Origin of the sequence: Thalassotalea mangrovi, from assembly GCF_005116735.1 — a bacterium.
In the GTDB taxonomy this organism is placed as follows: domain Bacteria; phylum Pseudomonadota; class Gammaproteobacteria; order Enterobacterales; family Alteromonadaceae; genus Thalassotalea_A; species Thalassotalea_A mangrovi.
The window spans coordinates 1-25,072 of the sequence record NZ_SWDB01000031.1; the positions used below are offsets into that span (position 1 = coordinate 1).

Genomic DNA, 25,072 nt, shown 5'->3' on the forward strand with positions numbered 1-25,072 from the left:
TTCTGCTGGTCCTGGTTCTGCTGGTCCTGGTTCTGCTGGTCCTGGTTCTGCTGCTGTTGCTGTTGCTCTTGTTGCTGCTCTAACAAGGCTTCGACCAGCGCTTTGTTTGCCAGGGCATCTGGGTGGTCGGCTTGCTCTGCCAACACTTGATCATAGGCGTTAATGGCCTCTTCAAAGCGTTGTAATTGTGCCAGGGTATTGGCCCGATTATATTGGGCGTCCAGGCCATCAAGTTCATCAAACGCCTGCAGTGCTTTTTCATAGTCGCCGGCTTTGTAAAGGGCTGAAGCCTGCCAGTCAGGGCGCTCAAACTGAGCCGCTGCTCCGGCATAATCTTCCTCATTAAACTTATCCTGAGCCTGCTGGTCACTTCGCTTCCAGAAATCATCCCAGACCGATGCCTGTACTGGTGTCGGTTGCAATAGTGAGATACATAGTAAGCCCGGCACGGCAAATGAAAGCAGCACCCCTTTGCGGCAATACATAAGTATCATGGGCAGGGCCAGTAGCAGCAGGTAAGGGCCAAACTCCTGCCATTGATCGCCCTGTATTGCCTGCTCCTGCATTTTCGCCGCATCGAGCAAACGCGATGAATCGGTCAGGTCATTGATATCTTTATCGTCCACTCGAATGGTCTGGTAATTGCCGTCGTTGCGCTCTGCAATGCCTGCCAGCAGGCGAGCATTGAGTTTAGGAATGACGATGTTGCCACCACGATCACGCATTAATTCACCATTGTCCAGGGTTATCGGTGCTCCCTGCTCGGTGCCGACTCCAAGAATGTTTATACGGTGCTGGTTATCGCGACCAAATTCATTAAGATCCTGCAAATCATCCATTGCAATACCATCGGTAAACCAATAAATATCGCCTTGCTGATATCCGGCGTTGGTTAGCATGTCATTGGCGAGAATTAATGCTGGATACGGATTAGAGCCAAGCTCGGGCATGATTTGTGGCGTTAACGATGGTAACAGCAGGCGGATATTGTTGATGTCTTCTGTCAGAGGGCTGATTACAAAAGCATCACCTGCATAGGCTATCAGGCCAACATCGCCATCGGCAACCTTTTCCAGTAAATCCAGTGCCTTAAAACGGGCACGGGTAAGGCGGTTGGGCTTGGTATCGGTAGCTAGCATGGAAAATGACATATCCATAATGATTACCGATGCTTTATCTGTCTGGTAGACCGGTTGCGGCAATTTTTTCCAGGTCGGTCCGGCAAGAGCAATGATCAGCAGACTACCCAGAACAAAGACGGGAAGCAGGGCAAGTGGCCTGGCTTTATCATCGCTAGTTAGTAACACTTTATTCAGGTGCCTGGGCACCACTCGTTGCCAGGCAGAATTTGCCAGACGTAGTTTTTTTAGCTGATAAATGACAAACAGTAAGGCAAAAAATGCCAGAAACCAAAGTGGCCGCAGAAAATGAAAATCTTCGAGCATTATTTTCTCTCCGTTTGCCAGTTCAGAAACGACCGGGTGGCGGCCTGCAGGCTGGGTAGCAGGCACAAGAACAGGATGATGCTGAGCATCAGTGCTAATGGATAATAATAAAGGGCAGTTAGTGGTCGCATTTGCTGTTGCTCTTGTTCCACCGGTTCGAGCTGATCTAACAGCTGATAAATATTACTCATTGAAGCACTATCGGTAGCCCGGAAATAACTCCCCTGGGTTTTATTGGCGATATTACGCAGGCTGTCTTCGTCCAGATCCCGTGACGGATTTACCTTGCGGTTACCAAACAATGAACGTTCCATCATCACTTCAGCGCCGATACCTATGGTGTAGATGGTGACATCATTGGCAACGGCAACTTCCAGCGCTTGTTCAGGGGTAATCTTGCCGGACGTGTTTTGGCCATCGGTCAGTAACAATAGTACCCGATTGGAATCTTCCTTATTGAGAAAGCGTTTTACCGACAAAGCAATCGCATCACCGATAGCGGTTTTTTGTCCGACCAGGCCTATCACCGCTTCGTCCAGCATTTGCCGGACCGTGTGCCTGTCATACGTCATTGGCGTCTGCATATACGCATCATCGGCAAATAGTATCAGGCCAAGCCTGTCGCCCTGGCGTCGTTCGATAAATTCTCCAAGTAGCTTTTTCAGCATGACCAGGCGATTTACCTGCCGCCCGTTGAGCTCCATGTCTTCAATCTGCATACTGCCGGATAAATCGACAGCAATCATCATTTCACGACTTTCACTGGCGACAGGGGCGGGCTCCCCCAGCCATTGTGGTCGCGTTAATGCAAGGACAAACAATCCCCAAAGTACAACGAACAAGGGGATCGGCAGGCTGCGGTTATTGGTGATCACCTGACGGGAACCAATTTCACCTAACCGGAAAGGCACTTTCAGGGCGGCATTGGATTGGGTCCTGGCGGGAAGGAGTTTCGCAACTATGAAAGGTAGTGGCAGGCACAGGGCTAACCAGGGCCAGGCAAACGTAATCATGACAGGCCTCCATTGCTCAATGCCTGCGATGAATTGGGAAGCTTTGCCTGCTGACACCATAACATCGCGGCTTTGTGTAATTCAGCGGCGTAAATGTCATGTTCATTTTTGCGATAGTGCTCGACAATCGCATTCTGCGCCAATACTTTGAATTTCGGCTGCACATCATCAGGAAGCTGTACCAGCAGGAAGCGCAATAATGCCTCCCCATGTAATGGGGCCACCTGCTGTCGAGGATAGTAGTGCAGGCAAACCCACTTTAATGTGTGTAAAATTTGAGCGCTGGAGAGTGAACCTGACTTACTCAGGAAAGCCAGCCCCTGACGTTTGACCCGCCAGTAATGTCGATATTGCCAGAATCGATACAGACCATATCCAACCAGGGCAATGATAAGCGTAATGACAATCCACCACCCGGGAGCGAGGGGCCAGAGAGGAATATCTTCAGGTAAATGGATGTCCTTTAAGTCTGCTAAGGGATCCAAGGTACAACTCCTGATTTTAACTGTTGTTCCAGACTTTCGCCGGCGCTAAACGATAAGCATCGAGCGTTGGCTTTGCGAAATTGAGCTTGTAAATCGAGATATCTTTGTTCCGCATGTTGCTGATAGCGCGTTGCGGTTTTTCTATCGCCCAGGGTCAGGCGTTGCTCACTTTCACCATTGTTGATTGCGACCGAGGTTTTTTGCGCTAAGCGCGGTAGTTTGGTTTCCAGCGGATCGAAAACGTGACAGATAACCAGTTCACAATGCTTAGAAATCTGACTTAACGGTTTGATGGCACGGTTGTCAAAATGATAACCATCGGTGATCAGGTAAACCAAAGCACCGGGCCTGGCGATTTGCTTAAGACGCAGGCAGTTATCGTAAAAATACTGGGTATCTCGATTTTCCATGGCCTCAGGTTGATGCATTTGTTCCAGGGCATGTAAATAGTGCAACACACCTTTTTGCCGGCTTTTCGGTTTTACTTCCAGATGCTGTTGCTGGTTAAATACCAGGCCACCGAGTCGATCACCACGTTTACTGGCGTGCCAGGCGAGTAGGGCAGCAATATGCGCCGCCTGGACCGATTTGAACAATAATCGCGAACCAAAATACATGGAGTTACCGAAATCGGTGGCTATCAGTACCGGACGCTCGACTTCTTCGCGAAACAGCTTGGTATGGGTCTTGCCAGTCCTTGCAGTAACGCGCCAGTCGATAGCGCGAATATCATCGCCGTTTTGATAATGACGAACTTCGTCAAACTCCATGCCCCGGCCCTTTGTACGAGCGAGGTAATTACCCGCCAATTGACCGGTGAGCGCTTTTTTCGGTGCCAGGTCGATTAACGACACTTTACTTTGATAATACAGCAATTCATCAATGGATAAATGCACACCATCGCTGGCCAGTGCTTCGAGTTGATGCTCGATCTGGGCATGGTTCAGGGAATCACTTACCTTATTAAACCACATCAGTTATTCACCATTGCATTAACCGACGGCTACAAGATTGAGCACATGATCCAGTACTTTATTGGTGGTGATACCTTCCGCTTCTGCCTGATAGGTGAGCAGTAATCGGTGTCTTAATACATTGTGGAACACTGCCTGAACATCTTCTGGACTGACAAAGTCACGGCCATGAAGCCAGGCTCTTGCCCGGGCGCAGCGGTCAAGGGCTATGGTTGCGCGCGGGCTGGCACCGTAGGCAAGCCAGCTTGCAAGCTGCTCGTCATATTTATCAGGTTGGCGTGTAGCCATGATCAAATCGACAATGTATTGCTCCAATACCGGCGCTAAATAGATTTCCAGCACTTCACGACGGGCTGAAAAAATAGTGTCCTGAGTAATAACAGTCTCTGGCAGACGTTTCTGTTGTAACGCTTCGCCACGATTCAAACGCAATATTTCCAGCTCGCTTTTAGCGTCAGGGTAATCAATCTCCAGATGCATTAAAAAGCGGTCAAGTTGCGCTTCTGGCAGTGGGTATGTGCCTTCCTGCTCTAACGGGTTCTGTGTTGCCATGACCAGAAATAGCTCGGGTAACTGATAGGTGGTTTTACCGACAGTAACCTGGCCTTCAGCCATGGCTTCAAGCAATGCCGATTGTACCTTGGCTGGTGCCCGGTTGATTTCATCCGCAAGGATCAGGTTTTGAAACAAGGGTCCTTGCTGAAACACAAAACTGCCATCTTCCGGACGATAAATATCGGTTCCGGTTAAATCCGCCGGTAATAAATCCGGTGTAAACTGAATGCGATGAAAGTCCGCATCCAAGCCCTCGGCAAGCGCATTGACGGCCCGGGTTTTTGCCAAACCTGGTGGCCCTTCAACGATCAAATGGCCGTCGGCGAGTAAAGCAATTAAAAGATTCTCAACGAGTTCACGTTGACCAATTATTTGTTCACTTAAATGTTCTTTTAATGAGGAAAAGTATTCAACTGCCATAATAATAATTATTTTCCTGAACGTTGAAACGACGACAGTATGAGTACAGTATTTAAACCATCGCCTATTAATTTTAACTAACAGAATATATGGTTACAGGTAATTCGAAATCAAGGCTTTTCATTTTTTTATTTAACCGATAGAATCGAATCACGATCAGGTCAGACCTCTTTGAATAAGGAATTACAATGACATCTATGCAAAGCTTGAAAACAGCTGGCGGGGATCGCGTCGCAATCGTCGCAGGCCTCAGAACGCCATTTGCCAAGCAGGCGACTGCCTTTCACGGTGTACCAGCCGTTGATTTGGGAAAAATGGTAGTTAACGAGTTAATCGCTAAACACGATTTAGATCCCGCTTTAATCGAGCAACTGGTGTTTGGGCAGGTAGTTCAGATGCCAGAAGCCCCGAATATCGCTCGTGAGATTGTGCTGGGTACACAAATGAATGTGTCGACCGATGCCTATAGTGTCTCTCGTGCCTGTGCCACCAGCTTTCAGTCGACCGTAAACGTTGCTGAGTCAATTTTGCTCGGCAATATTGATGTTGGTATCGCTGGAGGTGCGGACTCAACATCAGTAACCCCGATTGGTGTTTCCAAGAAATTTGCCCGTACCTTGTTAGACCTTTCCAAAGCAAAAACTTTTTCCCAACGGATGAAACTGATTTCTTCCTTAAAGTTCAAAGATATTTTACCTGTGCCGCCAGCCGTAGCGGAATATTCAACCGGCTTGTCGATGGGACAAACTGCCGAGCAAATGGCGAAAACTCATCAGATAAGCCGTCAGGCCCAGGATGAATTGGCGCACCGTTCTCATACCCTGGCAGCAAAAACCTGGGCTTCTGGCGTGCTTGGTGACGAAGTGATGACTGCTCACCCAGAGCCATTTGACCGCTTTATTGATAAGGACAATTGCTTTCGGGAAAACTCAGAACTGGCTGGCTACGCGAGGCTACGACCAGTCTTTGACCGTAAGCACGGTTCGGTTACGGCCGCGAACTCAACGCCTTTGACTGACGGTGCTGCTGCAGTATTGCTTATGCGTGAAAGTCGTGCCAAAGAGTTAGGTTATAACATTTTAGGTTACATTCGCTCCTACGCATTCAGTGCCATCGATGTATGGGAAGATATGCTGATGGGGCCGTCGTATGCGACACCAATGGCATTGAAACGAGCGGGATTAAATTTATCTGATTTGGATTTAATTGAAATGCACGAGGCATTCGCCGCCCAGGCACTTGCTAATATCAAGATGTTTGCCAGCACTAAATTTGCCCGGGAAAAGTTGGGCCAGGATAAAGCGATTGGCGACATTGATATGGATAAGTTTAACGTGCTCGGTGGTTCACTGGCGTATGGACACCCATTTGCGGCCACAGGGGCACGTTTGATAACCCAGACTCTGAATGAGCTGAAGCGTCGTGGTGGCGGTCTTGGCTTAACCACTGCCTGTGCAGCCGGTGGTCTTGGTGCGGCGATGATTCTGGAAGTGGAGTAAAGATAATGGACAATAATTCAACATTTACCCTCGAGCGTCAGGACAATGGCATCACATTGTTAAAAATGGACGTGGTTGGTGAAACTATGAACACATTGCGCGCCGAATTTGCTGATGAGTTCTCATCAGTATTGGCAGAGATTAAGGCCGATAACAGTATCAAAGGACTAGTCGTATACAGCGGTAAAGATAATTCCTTTATTGCCGGTGCTGATATCACGATGCTTGATGATTGTGAAACGGCTGAACAGGCGACGCAAATAGCAGCGCAGGGCCAGGCAATCTTTGATCAGATTGAACGTCTTAAAATTCCGGTTGTTGCTGCCATTCATGGACCTTGCCTTGGTGGCGGGTTGGAGCTGGCGATGGCATGTCACCAGCGTATCTGTAGTGACGATAACAAAACGGTACTAGGATTGCCGGAAGTGCAGCTCGGTTTGTTGCCTGGCAGTGGTGGAACCCAGCGATTACCTGCATTGGTTGGTTTACAAAAATCATTGGACATGATGCTGACCGGTAAACATTTACGCCCTAAACAGGCCTTGAAAGCTGGATTAGTCAGCGACGTAGTACCTCGTTCAGTATTGTTACAGGTAGCACAGGAGCTTGCATTAACGGCCAAAAAAGCCGGTAAGCGAAAGGCGCCTTTGGTTGAAAAAGCGCTGGAATCGAACCCCTGGGGACGTAAGCTGGTATTTGATCAGGCAACAAAAACCGTACTCGCCAAAACCAAAGGTAATTATCCGGCGCCGCTTAAAATTATCGATGCCATTCGCGTCGGCCTGGAAAAAGGTCGTGTACAGGGACTTGCTCGTGAAGCGGAACATTTTGGCCGTTTAGTCAAAACCACTGAATCGAAACAGTTACGCAACTTATTCTTTGCGACCACGCAAATGAAAAAAGAAACAGGCGTTGATGGTGTTGAACCGGCTACAGTTAGTCATGTCGGAGTCCTCGGTGGAGGCTTGATGGGTGGCGGCATTGCTTATGTAACCGCCAACAATGCCAAGTTACCAGTGCGTATTAAGGACATTAATCATCAGGGCATCAGCAATGCTCTGAAATACAGCTTTGATTTACTGAATAAAAAAGTTAAGCGACGCTTTATTAAGAAAAGCGAGATGCAAAAGCAGCTCAATATGGTGACTGGAACAACAGACTATAGTGGCTTCGCTAGCACTGATTTGATTATTGAAGCCGTGTTTGAAGATTTGGCTTTAAAGCAGCAAATGGTTGCTGATATCGAAGCAAACTGTAAACCAGGAGTCATTTTCGCGTCGAATACTTCGTCATTGCCGATTCATCAGATTGCCGCGAATGCCAAAGCGCCTGAAAATGTGATTGGCCTGCATTATTTCTCGCCGGTGGACAAAATGCCATTAGCGGAGATCATTGCCCATGAGAGCACTTCCGATGAAACAATTTCGACAACGGTAGCGCTGGCGAAAAAACAAGGCAAGACACCTATTGTGGTAAAAGATAAAGCGGGCTTTTATGTGAACCGTATCCTTGCCCCGTATGTTAATGAAGCCGCTAATATCCTGCTTGCTGGTGAGCCGATTGAAAAAATCGATCGCGCGTTAGTCAATTTCGGATTTCCGGTAGGACCGATCAAATTACTTGATGAGGTAGGTATTGATATCGGAGCAAAAATCAGCCCGATTCTCGAAGCTGAGCTAGGCGAGCGTTTTAAGGCGCCAGATGCGTTCAATAAGTTGATCGATGATAACCGTAAAGGTAAGAAAACTAAGAAAGGTTTTTATCTGTATACCGGCAAAAAATCGAAGCAGGGCAAAGCGGTTGATGAACAGGTTTACAGTCTGTTGGGTGTGGTACCGCAATCAAGATTATCGGAACAGGAAATCAGCGAGCGCTGTGTGTTACTGATGGTTAATGAAGCTGTCAGATGCCTGGATGAAAAGATTGTCCGCAATTGTCGTGATGGTGATATCGGTGCGATTTTTGGTATTGGTTTCCCACCTTTCCTTGGCGGACCGTTCCGTTATTTAGATACCCTGGGGGCGAGAACCGTCGTTGACAAACTTACCCAGTTTAAGTCTCAATACGGTGAGCATTTTGCTCCGTGTGACGCCTTAGTGGCCATGGCGGAAAACGAGAAAACCTGTTACTGATAAAAAATATGCGGAAAAATATTGCCGCATAAGGTTACTGAGGGGGCAAATCTTTGCCCTCTTTTTTTGGCCGCAGCCTAAACAAAGCATTAGGGCCATAAAGCTATAGGGCTTTACGGCTGTAGAGCTTTAAAGTTAGAGCGTTTTTACTTTACAGCTCTAAAGCGTTACAGCTTACAGCTTACCGCTTAAGGCTTACAGCTGATCTTTACACTCTTTAACTAAATGTTAATAGTGGCGGTTGATTGTTTTTGCTACAATGCCGTCGTTTCTTACCTTTAAGTAAAATTATCCCCGTAGGTGTATTAATGGCGTTGTTGTTTTTAGTTATTTCTTTATTGAGTGGATTATTTTTTTATTGTCAGGCGGTTAAGTCTGGACTTGGTTATAAACGCTGGACTGCTGCCGGTCTGATATTTGGTCCGTTAGTGTGGCCAATGTTTACGATGCAAAAGCGAATGGTGATATATCGTCAGCATGGCACATTGTTTAGCCTGATATATGTGTGACCCTGGATCCCAGGGCCCACGTACATGCATGCTTAGTCATTATCTGTGATGGTGTTACGTTTAGTAGCTTATGACCACCATTGATTGGCAGACATTTCCATCATCTCAATTTTTGCCACTGCAGGCTTGCGTGATTTAGTATTAAAAATATTTTTAATCATTTTAATCATAACGTTACTCCTTACGACCACCAGCTTTGCGCTGACATTTCTTTAATTTCGATACCTGAAACCGTCTTTTGAACCTGGTTTTTACTGCCTAAGATATTCTTGATAAATGTGATCATGTTCAAACTCCTTAGGCCTTGATGCGGTTTCTGGTGTTAATCGCAGGCTTGATGCGGATGCGAGTGTTAACGGTAGGCTTGATTCGAATACGTGTGTTTACTGTAGGCTTGATTCGAATGCGTGTGTTTACAGTAGGCTTGATTCGAATGCGTGTGTTTACAGTAGGCTTGATTCGAATGCGTGTGTTTACTGTAGGCTTGATACGAATACGCGTGTTTACTGTGGGTTTGATACGAATGCGCGTGTTAACTGTTGGTTTAATTCGAATACGAGTATTCACAGTATTTTCAATCAGAGGAAGAGTTGGACTCTCCATACTTGGCATTGCTGTGGTAGATAAAACTGCAGATAAAAGTAATGAGCTAAGCATAATAATTCCTAAGTGTATTTTAATTTTTATTAAGTTACGAAATATAATGCTAAAGGCGTGCCAACTTTTTGAAAATCTATAAAATCAATTGATTTTTATTAGGGGTGATAGAATAAATAGGTGATGAAAATGCGGTTGCAATCTATTTGACGCGATGAAAGGGTAGAAATGAAGTGGCCAGAGTTCGCTGGCCACTGTTAGAAGTTTAGTCGGCCGAGTAGGTAGTTGATTCGCGACTAATAATATGTGACAACAGGTATCGGCCAAAATCTTCTGAAGACAATGGCTTCGAATATAAGTAGCCTTGCAGTTGCTCACATTCTTTCGATTTCAGGTAATTCAATTGATATTCATTTTCAACACCCTCGGCAACCACATCAAGACCTAGGTTATGAGCAATCGTAATGATGGTCGCTACCATATTCTTGCCTTGTTCAGACACTTCGATATCATCGACAAAAGCTTTATCAATTTTAAGGGTATTGAGTGGGAACTTCTTCAGGTATGCCAGGGACGAATAGCCGGTACCAAAGTCATCCAGTGATAAGCTTATACCCATTCCCCGCAACCGGTGCATGGTATCGATTGCTTCCTGAGGAGAATTCATCACCGTTCCTTCGGTGATCTCCAGTTCCAGGTATTGCGCAGGTAACCGGGTTTCAGCCAGAACCGATTCTATCATCCGCACCAGATTCGGTTGGCGGAACTGAACCGCCGATAGGTTAACGGCTATGCGCCCATCAAAAATCCCCTTGTCGACCCATTCTCTGGTTGCCAGACAGGCTTTACGCAGGACGCTTTCGCCAATTTCAATGATTTGTCCGGTTTCCTCTGATATCGGAATAAAAATATCGGGGCGGATAATACCTTTGGAACCCGCTTCAAATCGCACCAATGCTTCCATACCACTGACTTTGCCTGTAGTGATATTAATTTTCGGCTGATAGTAGACTGTAAACAGGTCTTCTTTTAGACCATGTCGGATCAGGTTTTCAATTTGCAGTCGTTTAACCGCCTGGGTATTCATTGAATCATTAAAGAACTGATAGCAATCACCGCCTTTGTCTTTAGCATGATACATGGCAGTGTCGGCATTTTTTAATAGCTCGTGAGAGTTCAAGCCATCTTCAGGGAATAAAGCGATACCGATACTGCAGGATAAGGCAATTTCCTGATTGCGAATGTTGTATGGCTCAGCAACCGCTTTTAATATTTCATCGGCAATCGTGGTGATCTCATGAAGATCATTAGTGCCTTCAATGATCAGGCTGAATTCGTCACCACCGAGTCGATAGCAGGTATCCTTTAAGTTACCAACCGTTGCGATTCGCTCAGTAACTTTACACAGTAAAACATCACCAATTTGATGACCCAGGGAATCATTAATTTTCTTAAAATTGTCTAAATCGAATACCAGCAGGGCATGAACAGTTTGCTGATTAACCAATATGGTGTGGTTGGTCTGGAAATATGAGCGATTGGGCAATCCAGTTAAAGTGTCCGTATTGGCTAATTTTCGCAATTCTCGTTCAGTTTCTTTGCGTTTGGTAATATCAGAAAATACACCAACGTAATGGGTAATTTTCTGATTTTCGTCACGAATAACGTCCATGGTGATATCAATTAAATACCCCTGACCGTTTAAGCGCTTGCTCTCGATTTCCCCCTGCCAGGAACCGTGGTGAATTAGATTCTTTTTCAGATTTTGCAGGAAGCTTTGTGGATACGACTTAAATTCCAGTGGGCGGCCAATAGCCTCTGAACGCGTTTGTCCGGTAATTCGCTGAAATGACGGATTGCAGTCAACGGTCGAGAAATTCTCATCATAAACAACGACCGCATCAGAGATGTTGGCAATGCATTTGGCAAATAGTTTCAGGCTTTCTTCGGTTTGCTTAATTTTTGAAATATCTTTGATGGTCCCGGTCATCCGCGACGGGGCATTATTTATGTCTCTTTCCACCACCTTGCCTCGATCCAAAACCCAGGTCCATCGGCCTTGCTTGTTTTTTACTCGGTAAGCAGATTCAAAGTGTTCGGTTTTTTCCGATAAATGATCATCCAAAGCCCGGTTTACGCGGGCTGAGTCTTGAGGGTGAATATTTCCCTTACCATTGTTTTCGGTCTGATTACGTTGGCCGTCCTGAGGAAACTCAAGGATACCCCAGATATTTGAGCGGAACATTTGCCCTGTCTTGATGTTCCAGTCCCACATTTCATCGCCTGAACCCCACAAGGCCAGTTTGAGTCGTTCTTCACTTTCTTTGATTTGCAGATTGACTAGTTGCTTTTGTTGCGCTTGACGGTAGAAATAGTATGCAATCGCCAACAACAACACACCGTAGGTTAGCCAGGCCCAGTTTGTTAACCACCAGGGCGGAAGAATGGTCACAATTAATGTTGGCGCACTTTTGTATTCTTGTGACTTTGAGCTGAAAGCCTGAACATTGAATTCGTAACTTCCGGGGTCAAGCTTAGTGTATGTGGCTCGCTTATTTAGTGAATTTGTATATACCCAGGAGTCATCGATACCTTCCATTTTGTATCGATACTTTACTTCGCTGGAAAACGTTGCGTTTGGTGATGCAAACTCAATGCTAAAAGGAGATTGATCGTACTTTAGGGTTATATCATCTGAAAGGTATAGTTGGTTTATCGTTTGTTGTGTCTCTGTTGTTTCAGTTAGTTTTAATGGCTCCACACGCTCATTGGCTATTAATAAATGCATATTAAGAGGGGTGTTAATGGTCTCAGACTCCAACTTAATATTGTAAGGAAAAAAGCTATTAAAGCCGTTTACGCCACCGAAATAAAATTTATTGTCGCTTGCTTTTAAATAGGAAAATGAAAAAAACTCGTCTGCTTGAACTCCTTGATTTATATGGTAGTTTTCAATTTTTCCGCCGTCGGGGTCTAAACTTGAAATACCTTTGGCTGTACTGACCCAGGCTTTGCCATCGTCATCGGTCAATAGCCCTGCAATCATATTGTTTGCCAATCCGTTACTTTCGGTAAACTGCATAAATGTATTTCTCTGTTTATCTAGAGCGACTACTCCTTCACCATCAAATCCAAACCAATAATAGTCTTTAGACTCCTGAATGACGACGAGGGAATCGCCAGCAAAGAAATCGGATTGAGGAAGTTTCAGTTGTTCGAATTGCTCCGTTTCGATGTTAAACCGATAGACCTCTTGGTTAGCACTGTATGTCCAAATATTAGAATCAATATCAAAATTGATGGTGTACAGGTCATTCACTTTACCTTTGTCTAGAGAAAAGTGTTCGAGAGTCTGTTCACGAGGCGAATATTTGTATATTTTTGATGCTGATGAGCCAAACCAAAATGCACCCTTAGTAAAAATGTAGTCGAGTCGTCCGTGCTGTTCAGTGTATCCCTGTAACCAGTTTTTATGTTCACGAAGTTCACCTGTGTCAATGTTGTAACTTAAAAGGGACTCAATATTTGTGATAATCCAGAGTATGTTACCGTCAGCATGAATCGAGGATATGGTTTCATTTAATTGTACATCAAGTTTTTCGACCGATGTCGAGTTCGCGGGATGATAATAAATACCATTACTTTCAGAGGCGATCCAAATTATCCCATCCTCGGTTTCGGTAAATGCTTTTATGCTTTTTTTATCGTTATAATTACCGGACAAGTGATGAGTAAATAGGGAGGAGATAGAGTTATATCGACTAACGCCGTCGTAAAAGGTCGCCAGCCATAACGAATTGGAATTATCCTGGAATATGGTGAAAATATAGTTTTTAGTTACTTCATTGGCATTGTTAGGCGCGGATTCGAGAAAATACATTCTCTCATCAACAAGGTCTAGCTCTAGTAAACCCGCTTCAGTGCCTATCCAGAAAAAACGCTCATCGATTCGATGAATACTCCGCACCCGATTATTCCCGGGTTCTTGAGTAAACATTTGCGGTAAAAAATATAAAGCTATCGATTTATCAGCATTGACGGCGTAGACACCGTTATCCGTCGCTAACCAGATTTGCTGGTTGAACTCTTTAATCTCAAAAATTGACTGGGCATCAATATCTAATTTCCATATGTTTTCTCCATTTGCCGGAGATACAAAGTCGAGTTCCTTATTAATAATAAATAAGCCATTTTCGAAGGTTCCTAGCCAATAATTTCCACTTTCATCCTGATGAATAGTTTTAATTTCTTTGACCACGGAATTAAAACTTTTGAAGTTTAGTGCGGTAAATGAGTTACGAGCTTCGTTGTATTTATGAAGGCCTGTGGCAGTAGCAACCCATAAATTATTGCTGTTGTCTTCGTAGATACTCCATATGGTATTGTCTTTCAGAGTGTCCTGATTTCCTTTTTCATGGAAAAAATTATCAAAATTATCTTTTTCAGCGTTGTATCGACTCAGGCCATTTGTGGTGCCAACCCATAACCGGTTTTTGCTGTCAACAAACACGGTTCTAACAAGGTTGTTTGCTAATGAGTTGGGTTCATTAGCTTGATATTTATAGTGAGTAAACTCATAACCATCGAAGCGATTAAGACCATACTGGGTAGCCATCCATATAAAGCCGTGTTTATCTTGTGTGAGAGATGTAACGGTACTTTGTGACAACCCCTGCTCTACGGAGTATTGCTGAAATTTTAGAGGAGGTTGTTCAGCATTGGCGATAACACTCAGGCAGAGGCCAAAGACAAGAAAAATGCGTAGGAACAGCTGTACATGCCATGCATGCTTATTTTTATTAGTAAAGTGCACTATAAAACCCTGAAAGCTACAACTCAGTTATAAGTAACATTACATTAACTAAGGGATTGTAATTGAATCGAATCTTTGTTCGATTTTCTGACGTCAAAAATCATCTTAAAACAATTGCATGACAATTAAAAGCAAACGCCTTAATCAGGGGGTTTAAGCCGTTAATATTTATACGGATATTGCTGGTGAAAGTGCTCGATTTCTCGATAAACAATTTGCTCAGGCGGATCCGAGTTCACGTCATCGACAGAGGAATGGCTTGTAAGCACCAGAGGTTTGCACCTGGCTGCTGATGTTAATTGTGTTTTAATGAAAGTAAGCACCTGCTGATCCGAAAGGCGGGCGATTTCATTTCTCAATAGGGTGCGGTTATTGAAATGATAATCATGGTTGCTGATACTGTGCCAATATCTTTGCCCCTTCACCCTTGGGCCGCTATCTTTTTCATCCAGTTGATTTAGCACACCTTGTTTTAATTTTTCCCAACCTGCGATGGCCTTTTTTTCGGAAAATTTCTGAAGAAACTCCATTATTTCATCGCCAAGCTGAACCGAGGGCATATGTGGCGATTGAACATAGCAGGCCAGGCCAGGATACTGATTCATTGTCAGGTAATTGATGCCGAGTAAATACCCGAGCTGCTTTTCGGTCCGTAACTGATGGAAGTAATCTGGCGCAAGTACCTGGCTGGCCATTATTGCCAACGCTTTGGTCGAGAACGCTTTATCGGCCAGGGCAAAATATAAAACGCAGGCATGGTCACTGTCTGCCATAGCAACTGGAAAACCGACTGGGGTCGTTTCAGAATAATTTGTAACTAATGGTTTTACCTGAGCGTTATCATTCAGGGCATGGCTTAAATGCGACTCAATGGCTTTTGCCAGTTGCAAAGCTTGATCAGCAGGCCAGTTACCGTAAGCGAATGCTTCAACATTGATCGTTGAAAACAGCGATGCGCAAAATGCTTTGAACTCATCGAGTCCGGCATGCTGTAAATTGTTGGCAAGATCCGTCGAGTGTGGGCTGTGGGGTTTCAACAGGGCGTTAAGATAGGCAAAAAGCTGGGATACAGGTTTGTTAAGGTGATGGTTGCGCCAGCCCTGGATCAGTTGCTTTTTAAAAAGCTGAAAGCGTTCGGTGGCGAGCGAGTGGTCACAGATTGCCATGAGAAGATTATCAAGCAGTAATGGTTGTTTTTCGCTAATACCACTGATGTGTATGGTGATTCCACCTTGGTGGGCGTACACCTGATAATGAATCCCGGCTAGTTCAGCCTGGTAGTTTTGTTCTTGTACGGATTCCGAAAACAGCTCGACAAACAGGCGCATCATGGCAATGTTTCGTGCCGATTTCGTTGCCATTGGCGATTCGAGGCTGATATAGATCTGGCCCTTTGGGGACCTGAAGCTCTGGTCTTGTTTAAACCAAAACTTTAGACCGCTGGTTTCATAAATACAGTCGGGTTGTGACATCGATTCGCCCGGATAAATTTGCGGGTCACGCACGATATATGGGTTTGCTGGTGGCAGGGTTAATTCGTCGAAGGATGCAATATTTTCCCACCTGTTTAATAAAGCTTTGGGTAAAGCCTTGGTGCTATATGGTGTTTGATACCAGCGACTAACCTGATCGCATTCCAGGCCCGGTCTTATTTCCTGAACCCGCATGTTGTCTGGGGTAAAAAAGTCCAGAAAACGGTTAAGCAGCCCAGGATTGAACGCCTGCATTTTGTAGTCACCGTAAATGTAATCAGCTGGCGGGTAGTGCTGCATATTAATTGCGAGTTGATTGACATTGTCTAACGGTTTGTTGAGCTCCTTGTAACGAAAAGCAAATTCACTCAGCGCTCTTTTTTCGTCAAAATACAGCTGACGAATACCGTCACTGCGCATGAGTTGCAGGTAAGAAAACAACACATCAATGATTTCATGCTGATATTTAATTCCTTTTTCGGTTAATCGAATACTGATATTAAAATCTTTAAAGTTTGAGCCATTGACGCCACCGCCTGATGTCAGGGACAACGCCCAGTTGCGCTTTTTAAGGTAAGAGAGAATACTGCCCGGGCCTTCGTGACCGAGCAGATAGCTCAGGTAGCTGACAGGTTTATTTTCATAAAACGGGTCCAGTCCGGGTAATGCAAAACTGATCACCAGTTTATGCTGTAACTGGTGTGGTGTTATGGATAACGTTAATGCCAGGTGTTCGGGTAAATACAAAGGCTCAGCAATCACAGGTTTTAGCTTCGAGTTACTGGCAATGTCAGTGAAATACTTTTTTGTCCACGACTCAGACACAGCAACTGGATGAGGTGACTCTACGGCCAGTGTCATCAGCTGTGCATGGTAATGCTGGTGATAAAAGTCTGCGACAGCTTGCTGTAAGGTAAACCCCGGCTTATCGCGCAAGGTCTCGAGATTCCCGACCGAGAACTTTCGAAACGGGTGTGCAGGGTTGACGGTTTCCTTATGAACGTCGTAAATGCGTCGCAAATCCTCTTTGAGTTTGAGCTTAAATTCCGCATCGACATTATTGCGCTCACTTTCGATATATTGACGGCTAAGTTCGGGTTCACAAAAAAAGCGGCTAAAGCGGTGCAGAGCCGGTTCCAGGTACTGTTGATCAATATCGAAATAGAAACAGGTGTGTTCGGTTCCCGTCCATGCATTATTGCTACCATTGTGCTGAGTTATGAATTGCTGGTATTCGCCACTATCAGGAAAGCTTTTAGTGCCCAAAAATAACATGTGTTCAAGGAAGTGAGCCATTCCCTGAGCGTCATCGGGATCATCAAAGTGTCCGGTATTTACAACCAAAGATGCCGCAGCGCGGGTTGTCTGGTCGTTTTCTACGACGACGACACGCAATCCATTGTCCAGCACAAAGCTGTGATACTGGCGCGGATCATTTGGGCTCGATTTCAACAAAGTCTCCTGATTCAGTCACTTCTCAAAGAAAAAGATAGTTAACGTCTCTGTTTGTAATGCAAAGTATCTAATAGCCTGTTCCATAATATAGTTTAAAAATGCCAGGAGCATGAGTCTGGAGGAGGGGAAGCGCCCGCATATGTGATCGACTGGCGCGGGCGAGGTGAATAGGGGGTGGCTAACGTTTCAGCTAAGGTTTCAGGGTCAGGACATTGGTTTTTAAAAGGCTGAGGATTTCTTCGGCGGTATTGCCAATGAGTTTACCGGTGATACCTTTTCGGCCTACAGTACCGACGACGACCAGTCCAACGTGTAACTCAGCGGCCATGCTGGGAATCACTTTTTCAGGCTTACCCGCTTTAATATGAAAATTTTCCAGGGCAATACCATAGGTTTTAGCCAGGAAGGTGACTTTATTCCTGATGTCCTGCTTTGCATCGTCCTCAATTTCATCTTTAAATTGAATACCAAAGTCATTAAGGATCTCGGATACCACAGGGGTGTAGCAAACATGCAGAGGTACATCGAAAACGGCAGCCAGATATTTTGAGGTGGCGAGTATTTTCTCGTTCAACTTTTGCTTTTCCGGAGAATCGGTCTGTAAATCAACCGCGGCCAATATACCGCTGCGTTTTCGCCATTTTTTCTCGGCGACAATTAACACCGGGGCCGGGCATTCGCGGATCAAGTGCCAGTCCGTCGGTGTGTAAAACATGGTTTCTGAGCGATGCCCGGTTTTCAACACCATATCGGTATTATTCTGTTGCGCATAATGGCTTACCCAGGCGTGCAGGTTTTCTTCCCAGATAATTTCGAAGCTATAGGGAATTTCGTCCTGCAGTATGTCCTGTAATTGCTGGCTGGCTTTGTCGTTGAGTCGGGTCAGTAATGATTGTTTCAATGCATCGCCTTTGCTACCCAGACCACGCAAATCTTCATAATAAAAGTAGACGATGTGCAATTTTACATCATCGCTAACTGATAGTTTCTTAGCCTGCTCAATAGCGGTGCTAGTTTCGAAGTTTGGGTCGGCAACCACCAGGACATTACGCATGGGCATCTCCGCAAAATAGTCATTGTTTTGCTAATCATAATATTTTTTTTCAAGAATGCTTTGATTTAAATCAGCATTTTTTCGCTAATGATTAACTAAGGACAGCTTCCCTGATATTTGCTGTGGGTTAATTCGGTGGTTTAAATTAAATGCAGTTTTTTCTCTAACCTCCATTATCTTGACTATATTTTTAAGAAGTGACGGCCAATGATCTGCTACAGGTTCGCCGTGATGAGATTTATCAAACGCAGCTGCTGATTCCGTTGCTGCGGGTTGTTCTGGTGCAGGAAGTAAAGCCAGACACACAAAGACAGTATCCCTCTTATAAAATGGACAGATTATGAAATATTTAGTAACCGGCGCAGCAGGCTTTATTGGTCACTTTGTGGCAACTCGATTATGTGAGCAGGGACATCATGTGGTAGGCCTGGATAATCTAAATAACTATTACGACGTCAACCTAAAGCTGTCGCGGTTAAAAAAACTGCAATGTTTTTCCAGCAAACAACAATCTGGCAGCATGGTCGCGGGCTCTGATATTGTTACTCAGAGTCACACATCAGCGGGCCAGTTTGAGTTTGTAAAGCTTGATCTTGAAGATCGGGAAGGGGTGGCAAGCTTATTCGCCACCCATAAATTTCAACGCGTGATACATCTGGCCGCACAAGCCGGAGTTCGCTATTCCATTGATAACCCCATGGCTTATGCCGATGCCAACTTAATTGGTCATCTCGCGATTCTAGAGGGGTGTCGTCATCATCAGGTGGAGCACCTGGTTTATGCTTCATCCAGTTCTGTTTACGGATTAAACGCCAAGACACCATTTGCAACTTCTGACAGTGTCGATCATCCCGTATCCCTCTATGCCGCGACTAAAAAAGCCAACGAGTTGATGTCGCACAGTTATTCACACCTATATGGTATACCTACGACGGGATTACGGTTTTTCACAGTATACGGCCCTTGGGGGCGTCCGGATATGGCGCTGTTTAAATTTACTAAGGCCATGCTCGCTGGTGAAGCCATTGATGTATATAACTATGGCGATATGAGTCGAGATTTTACTTACATTGACGACATCGTTGAGGGTATACTGCGCGTTCAAAATCATATTCCGACCCAGAATAGCACCTGGACAGTAGAAGCTGGCTCAGCAGCAAATAGTTCTGCGCCATACCGTGTTTTTAATATCGGTAACGGTAACCCGGTGAGCCTGATGGATTTTATCAAGGCGCTGGAGCAGGCACTGGGTATGGAAGCGACAAAAAATATGTTACCCATGCAACCCGGAGACGTGCAAAAAACCTTTGCAAACGTTGACGACCTGTACTCAGTTACCGGTTATCGTCCGCAAACGTCAGTGGTTGAAGGGGTGGCAAATTTTGTTCGCTGGTATAAGGAATATTACCAACACGTGAATTAATTTAATCTGTAATTGTTATCATATGGCATTAATTCCGTGGTAAAAACATAACAAAGAAAAACGCTAATAAGGATGCAATATGTCTGACACTGCAGGAAAAAGTATTAGAAAAGCAGTTATTCCTGTCGCTGGATTAGGAACCCGGATGCTACCAGCCACTAAGGCTATCCCAAAAGAAATGCTGCCAGTGGTTGATAAGCCATTAATCCAATATATCGTCAATGAATGTATCGCAGCCGGTATCAAAGAAATTGTCCTTGTTACCCATTCGTCCAAGAATGCCATCGAAAATCATTTCGATAAATCATTTGAACTGGAAACCTCATTAGAAAAACGCGTTAAGCGAAAATTGTTAAATGAAATCCAGGCCATCTGCCCTAAGGATGTGACTATTATCCAGGTGCGTCAGGGCGAAGCGAAAGGGCTTGGCCACGCAGTATTAAAAGCCTTGCCTATCGTTGGTAATGAACCTTTTGTTGTTGTCCTGCCGGACGTACTGATTGACGATAGCTCGTATAATCCGAAAACGGAAAACCTGGCAGCCATGCTTGCCCGTTATCAAGATACCGGTAATAGCCAGATCATGGTTGAACCCGTTCCAATGGAAAAAGTCAGCTCTTATGGCGTGGTGGACTGTAATGGTCATCAGCTGGCTGAAGGTGACTCGCAAGCAATGTCAGCGATTGTTGAAAAGCCTGAAGTTGAAGAAGCGCCTTCCAACCTTGCCGTTGTTGGCCGTTATGTATTGTCGCAAAATATCTGGCAGCTGCTGGAATACACGCCACCGGGTGCTGGCGATGAGATTCAGTTAACGGATGCCATTGCCAGTTTAATGAAACTGGAAACGGTTGAAGCATTCCACATGACGGGTAAATCCCACGATTGCGGGTCAAAGATGGGCTACATGAAAGCCAATGTGGAATATGGCTTACGTCACCCAGAACTGGCTGATGAATTTAAACAGTATTTGCAATCGGTACTTGATAAGTAATCGGGCATTAATTTGCTGATTAATGAAAGGCTCAGAAGTTATCTTCTGAGCCTTTTTTGTTCGTTGATATCATTATTAATAATCAAATTGATGTTCACTGAACAACTGCTGTGCCTGGTGCCATACATCACCCACGCGACCACCGCCAACCGGGTTGTTGTCGATGGAAATGACCGGCGCGACCTGCTTAGTCGAGCTGGTGATCCACACCTCATCAGCATTTAATACTTCTGCTTTACTGACTGACCTTTCTTCAACCGTAAAGTGTGAATATTGTCGTAATACATCGAGTAAAATCAGTCGGGTAATTCCCGGCAACAGTTGGCTGTCCAGGGGCGGCGTGGCGATAACTTTGCCTGTAACCACAAAGGCATTACATGCAGCGGCTTCTGTCAGCATATTGTCCTGGTTAAACAGCAATACCTCGTCAAAACCTTCTTTATATCCTGTCTGAAAATGCATGACATTACCAAGCAGCGCCGTAGATTTAATATTGCAACGTTGCCAGCGTAGATCGGATAAGGTTTTTACCCGGTAGGCTTTTACTTTCTCTTTATCGGCGACTGGAGCCGGGGGAATCTCAAACGCATAAGCGAACACGGTGGGTTCAATATCGTCTGGATAGGCATGATAACGAACCGGACTTGTTCCCCTCGAAACCTGTAAATAAATCCCCAGGTTGCCATTACCATTTTTCTTAGCGAGTTGCTGACAAATATCCCGCCATTGTTGCAAGCCAATTGGCAGGTTTATTTCAATCTCGGCCAATCCTTGCTGTAAGCGAAGTATATGGGGCTCGAACCCAACAAATTTGCCGCCATAACTGGGGATAACTTCATAGATGCCATCACCGAATAAAAAGCCTCTATCCATCGGCGAGATTTTTGCCTGTTCAGAAGGCATATACTCACCATTGAGAAATACCCAATTCATATATGTTTCTACCTTAATTGTTGTGCTTTTTGTTCCGCGATAAAACGCTGACAAAGCACTGAGATTTGTTGAATGACATCGGCACCAGCGCTGAAGCATAGGCTATCTTCGGTTAACTGGTTTTTACGGGTAACCCCATCGACACTGCCTTTGGCTGACAGAAACTCGAGTAGCGACTTTACATCAACTGTCGCCAGTAAGTCCTTGTCGTGCCAAATGCCCAAAAACGCGATTAATCCGTACGCTGCCCAATTGGATACGTCAGCAATTAATAACTCATCACATTTGGTTACCGACGGAATGATTTGCAGGCCAGCGATATGCTTTGCGACATTACCCATGCCAATTTCATTACCACCGTCACCAATCGCAATCGTGGGGCATCCAGCGAGACGCATAAAGTCATCAAACCTGGCGCATCGATGCGAAATATTTTCGCCACGCATATTTCGATAGGTGTCGTCGGCGGTAAGTCCGGGGCGTTCAATGGCAATAATCAGCTCGGGCTTGATTTTATCAACAACCGCTTTGATCTGTAATTCCTTTCCAGTACCAAGAGGAATTTGTTCACAGTGATAGCGATCTTGCAGGGCCTGATATAAAGGATTAGCAAACACCATTACAACCGATTTTCCCAGCGCCTGCAGACTTTCGTACAATGCCAACGCACCAACCGGACCATCAGTTTCAAACGTGTCGGATACCGGAAATCCGGTGGTAATTACTATCGTGCCCTGACACTCATCAATACGTTTTGCCGCCCGCATTACATAACCAGGGTTAAGAAACTGCTGGACATACTTCATTTGCCTGAGGTCTTTTGCAACCAACAGATCTTCTATTTCCTGGCTAAGTTGTTGTGCGGCCGTGGTGCTCATCGGGTCACTGCCTCTTTAATAAACTGAATTTTCTTAAAACGTGACTGCGCTAAATGTAATTCATTGTGGGCATTTTCAATGCTAATCGGTTCAAATCGAATGCTGGCTCCTTGCTGGCATTGCCCTAATTTATCAGCATCTAAAGAAAATACTGAGCCGATTTTCGGGTAGCCACCTATGGTTTGTCGGTCGTTTAACAAGATTATAGGTTGCCCATCAGCAGGAATTTGTACGGCACCATAGGCAATACCTTCACTGAGCATGTTGGTTTTCGGAAATTGAATTTCAGGGCCGATCAGGCGGTAGCCCATACGATCCCATTGACTGGATACCTGATATTCGCTGCTGAAAAAACGACGTCGTTCGCGCTCTGAAAATTGTTGGTACTGGTAGCCGGTGATAACACGAAGTGTCAGCGATGTTGAATAGTGGGGCACGGCATCGTCAGGTAATCGATTGGTATGGGTGCATTGCACATTAGTTATCGGCAGCCAGTCACCTTTTTCTAAGGTAGTGCCATTTAGTCCGCCAATATGCTCCCTGACGACCGTCGAACAGCTACCAAACTGCTGCGGGATTTGAATCCCACCTTTAACCGCTAAGTAGGCTTTGATGCCATTACGACTATATCCGATTTCGATAAAATCGCCTTTCGATACGGCAATACTGCGCCAGTTACCGACGATTTCATTATTGATTTTAATTTCCACATCAGCACCGGTAATCGCAATGCTGGTGTCGCAGCTGCTGTGTAATTTCAATCCACCGTAGGTGATCTCTAATGCGGCGCAGCCCCTGGGGTTTTCCAACAATCGATTGGCCCAGTAAAATGCCATGCGATCGGCAGGACCACCTGTGGTCAGGCCGAGACTGGCTTTACCGATTCGGCCAGCATCTTCAATCAATGTGTGCATTCCAGGATGCTCGATGTACAAGCCGTTCATCAAATTTTACCGCCTAAAGCTAAAAACTGCTTTTCGCCAATGGCGTTAAAACGCACTTTATCACCAACAGCGACTGGGATTGGTGGTTGCTGGGCGGGATTAAACATTGGAATTGGGCAGCGACCAATGATATTCCAACCGCCCGGCGAAGTTTGAGGATATACGGCTGTTTGCTTATCGGCAATGGCAACCGAACCTCGGGCAACGGCGGCGCGCGGGGTGGCAAGCCGGGGCATTGCAATTTTATCACTGACCTCACCGAGATAAGCAAAACCCGGGGCAAAACCAATGGTGTAGACGTAATAGTCCTGTTGTTGGTGCAGTTCTATGACATCTTCAACACTTATGCCCTGGTGATCGGCAATGCGCTGTAAATCCGGACCTACCGATGTATGGTAATACACCGGTAAGGTAATGGTGCGGCCAGATTCCTGCTGATCTAAATACACGCCATTGAGTAAATTTTCTAACTGGGTAAGGATATGGAAGTGGTCGACCTTCCAAATGTCATAGGTGATTAGCAGGGAAGCATAGGATGGAATGGTATCGACAACCAGTGCGCCCAGTGATGAGCGGATTAAAGCCTGAGCCTTAGTTATCGCCGCACAAAGCGTTGGCGTTATTTGTACCTGCTGGCTGGCATTACTGACGCCAAAATAGATGATCAGGGAATTCTCTGATGCCACTTCCACATAAAATTGCACTGGCTTTGCCTTGGTGTGCTGGACAGCTTGTGAGTCAGGCGTTAGCGACATAGGGCTTTTATTTCCTTAACCAGGGCGACAGCTTCGATGTTATCACCGTGCACACATAAGGTATCGGCTTTGAGGGTCAATCGATTGTCGTTATTGGAAATCACTACCCCTTCGGTAATCAATAACGTTACCTGTTCTATTACCTGCTGTTTATTAAGTACAGCACCGGGTTCAGTGCGTGGCGTCAGACGTCCCTTGTCGGTATAACGGCGATCAGCAAAGGCCTCGAACAAGAGGTCAACTGAATATTTGCTGGCAATATGTTGGTATCGCTCGTTATCGGCAGTGGATAAGATCATCAGTTTTAAAGGCCGGTAATAACGATCAATACTTTTTACTACCGCACTAAATACCTCGTCGTTTGCCATCATGTCGTTATATAAGGCACCATGAGGTTTAACGTATTTGACCAGGGCTCCTTGTGATTGCGCCATACCGTCGATGGCGCCTATCTGATAATGCATCAGATTAATAATTTCCTGCTCGCTGTGTTTAATTGAGCGACGTCCGAAACCAATCAGGTCATGATAGGAGGGGTGGGCACCAATAGTGACTTTGTGTTGTATCGCCAAAGATAAGGTCTGTTGTAATGTATTTGGGTCTGAGGCATGAAAACCACAGGCAATATTAGCCATATCAATATGTGGCATCACTTCGTCGTCCAAGCCCATTTTCCAGGCCGCGAAGCTTTCTCCTAAATCACAATTTAATTTCATCGTTAACGT

Annotated in this window: 18 protein-coding genes; 5 read left to right on the forward strand and 13 right to left on the reverse strand. The window is 45.3% G+C overall.

Annotation, left to right across the window (positions count from 1 at the left end):
* From E8M12_RS12715 to E8M12_RS12735, 5 genes are all read right to left on the reverse strand, one after another.
* On the reverse strand, positions 1–1,445 hold a 1,445-nt coding region (locus E8M12_RS12715; RefSeq protein WP_136736558.1), incomplete at its 3' end, for a vWA domain-containing protein.
* Positions 1,445–2,458 (reverse strand): vWA domain-containing protein, encoded by a 1,014-nt coding sequence (locus E8M12_RS12720; RefSeq protein ID WP_136736560.1) that lies wholly within the window; start codon positions 2,456–2,458, stop codon positions 1,445–1,447. The genes E8M12_RS12720 and E8M12_RS12715, both read right to left, overlap by 1 nt.
* Complete coding sequence (locus E8M12_RS12725) at positions 2,455–2,943, reverse strand: DUF4381 domain-containing protein (protein WP_169303138.1); 489 nt, start codon at positions 2,941–2,943, stop codon at positions 2,455–2,457. Before E8M12_RS12725 ends, E8M12_RS12720 begins: the two co-directional genes overlap by 4 nt.
* A complete protein-coding gene (locus E8M12_RS12730; protein ID WP_136736564.1) occupies positions 2,931–3,917 on the reverse strand; it encodes a DUF58 domain-containing protein in 987 nt (328 codons plus the stop codon). Before E8M12_RS12730 ends, E8M12_RS12725 begins: the two co-directional genes overlap by 13 nt.
* Positions 3,918–3,935: 18 nt before the next feature.
* Positions 3,936–4,892: an AAA family ATPase gene (locus tag E8M12_RS12735; protein ID WP_136736565.1), complete on the reverse strand. Its 957-nt coding sequence runs from the start codon at positions 4,890–4,892 to the stop codon at positions 3,936–3,938.
* A gap of 188 nt (positions 4,893–5,080) precedes the next feature.
* On the opposite strand from E8M12_RS12735, the gene fadI reads away from it, so the two are divergent.
* The 3 genes from fadI (at position 5,081) to E8M12_RS12750 (ending at position 9,032) form a co-directional block, all read left to right on the forward strand.
* Positions 5,081–6,391 (forward strand): acetyl-CoA C-acyltransferase FadI, encoded by a 1,311-nt coding sequence (gene fadI, locus E8M12_RS12740; RefSeq protein ID WP_136736566.1) that lies wholly within the window; start codon positions 5,081–5,083, stop codon positions 6,389–6,391.
* A 5-nt stretch (positions 6,392–6,396) separates the two neighbouring features.
* On the forward strand, positions 6,397–8,523 hold the full coding sequence (gene fadJ, locus E8M12_RS12745) for a fatty acid oxidation complex subunit alpha FadJ (RefSeq protein WP_136736568.1): 2,127 nt from the start codon (positions 6,397–6,399) through the stop codon (positions 8,521–8,523).
* A 308-nt stretch (positions 8,524–8,831) separates the two neighbouring features.
* Entirely contained in the window at positions 8,832–9,032 is a 201-nt protein-coding gene (locus E8M12_RS12750) for a hypothetical protein (RefSeq protein ID WP_136736570.1), read from the forward strand.
* 862 nt (positions 9,033–9,894) lie between these two features.
* Here the strand turns inward: E8M12_RS12750 and E8M12_RS12755 are convergent.
* From E8M12_RS12755 to E8M12_RS12765, 3 genes are all read right to left on the reverse strand, one after another.
* Positions 9,895–14,442, reverse strand: a complete 4,548-nt coding sequence (locus tag E8M12_RS12755; RefSeq protein WP_136736572.1) for an EAL domain-containing protein — start codon at positions 14,440–14,442, stop codon at positions 9,895–9,897.
* Positions 14,443–14,603: 161 nt separating this feature from the next.
* The gene (locus E8M12_RS12760; RefSeq protein WP_136736573.1) at positions 14,604–17,366 is read right to left on the reverse strand and encodes an insulinase family protein; all 2,763 of its coding nucleotides are present in this window, start codon (positions 17,364–17,366) and stop codon (positions 14,604–14,606) included.
* Positions 17,367–17,559: 193 nt separating this feature from the next.
* Positions 17,560–18,423 (reverse strand): universal stress protein, encoded by an 864-nt coding sequence (locus tag E8M12_RS12765; RefSeq protein ID WP_169303139.1) that lies wholly within the window; start codon positions 18,421–18,423, stop codon positions 17,560–17,562.
* 340 nt (positions 18,424–18,763) lie between these two features.
* Between E8M12_RS12765 and E8M12_RS12770 the strand changes: the two genes are divergently transcribed.
* Positions 18,764–19,846 carry an NAD-dependent epimerase gene (locus E8M12_RS12770; RefSeq protein ID WP_136736577.1) on the forward strand — a complete coding sequence of 361 codons (1,083 nt, stop codon included), beginning with the start codon at positions 18,764–18,766 and terminating at the stop codon, positions 19,844–19,846.
* A gap of 79 nt (positions 19,847–19,925) precedes the next feature.
* On the forward strand, positions 19,926–20,837 hold the full coding sequence (gene galU, locus E8M12_RS12775; protein ID WP_136736579.1) for a UTP--glucose-1-phosphate uridylyltransferase GalU: 912 nt from the start codon (positions 19,926–19,928) through the stop codon (positions 20,835–20,837).
* A gap of 75 nt (positions 20,838–20,912) precedes the next feature.
* On the opposite strand, the gene E8M12_RS12780 is transcribed toward galU, so the two are convergent.
* Genes E8M12_RS12780 through E8M12_RS12800 form a run of 5 tightly spaced genes read right to left on the reverse strand, consistent with a single transcriptional unit; the run spans position 20,913 to position 25,063 of the window.
* Positions 20,913–21,770, reverse strand: coding sequence for a D-amino acid aminotransferase (locus tag E8M12_RS12780; RefSeq protein WP_136736581.1), 858 nt, complete (start codon positions 21,768–21,770; stop codon positions 20,913–20,915).
* An 8-nt stretch (positions 21,771–21,778) separates the two neighbouring features.
* Positions 21,779–22,648, reverse strand: coding sequence for a DUF4392 domain-containing protein (locus tag E8M12_RS12785; RefSeq protein ID WP_136736583.1), 870 nt, complete (start codon positions 22,646–22,648; stop codon positions 21,779–21,781).
* Entirely contained in the window at positions 22,645–23,592 is a 948-nt protein-coding gene (locus tag E8M12_RS12790) for a 5-oxoprolinase subunit C family protein (protein WP_136736697.1), read from the reverse strand. Before E8M12_RS12790 ends, E8M12_RS12785 begins: the two co-directional genes overlap by 4 nt.
* The gene (gene pxpB / locus E8M12_RS12795) at positions 23,592–24,347 is read right to left on the reverse strand and encodes a 5-oxoprolinase subunit PxpB (protein ID WP_136736585.1); all 756 of its coding nucleotides are present in this window, start codon (positions 24,345–24,347) and stop codon (positions 23,592–23,594) included. Before pxpB ends, E8M12_RS12790 begins: the two co-directional genes overlap by 1 nt.
* Positions 24,338–25,063, reverse strand: coding sequence for a 5-oxoprolinase subunit PxpA (locus E8M12_RS12800; RefSeq protein ID WP_136736586.1), 726 nt, complete (start codon positions 25,061–25,063; stop codon positions 24,338–24,340). Before E8M12_RS12800 ends, pxpB begins: the two co-directional genes overlap by 10 nt.
* Positions 25,064–25,072 lie beyond the last annotated feature (9 nt).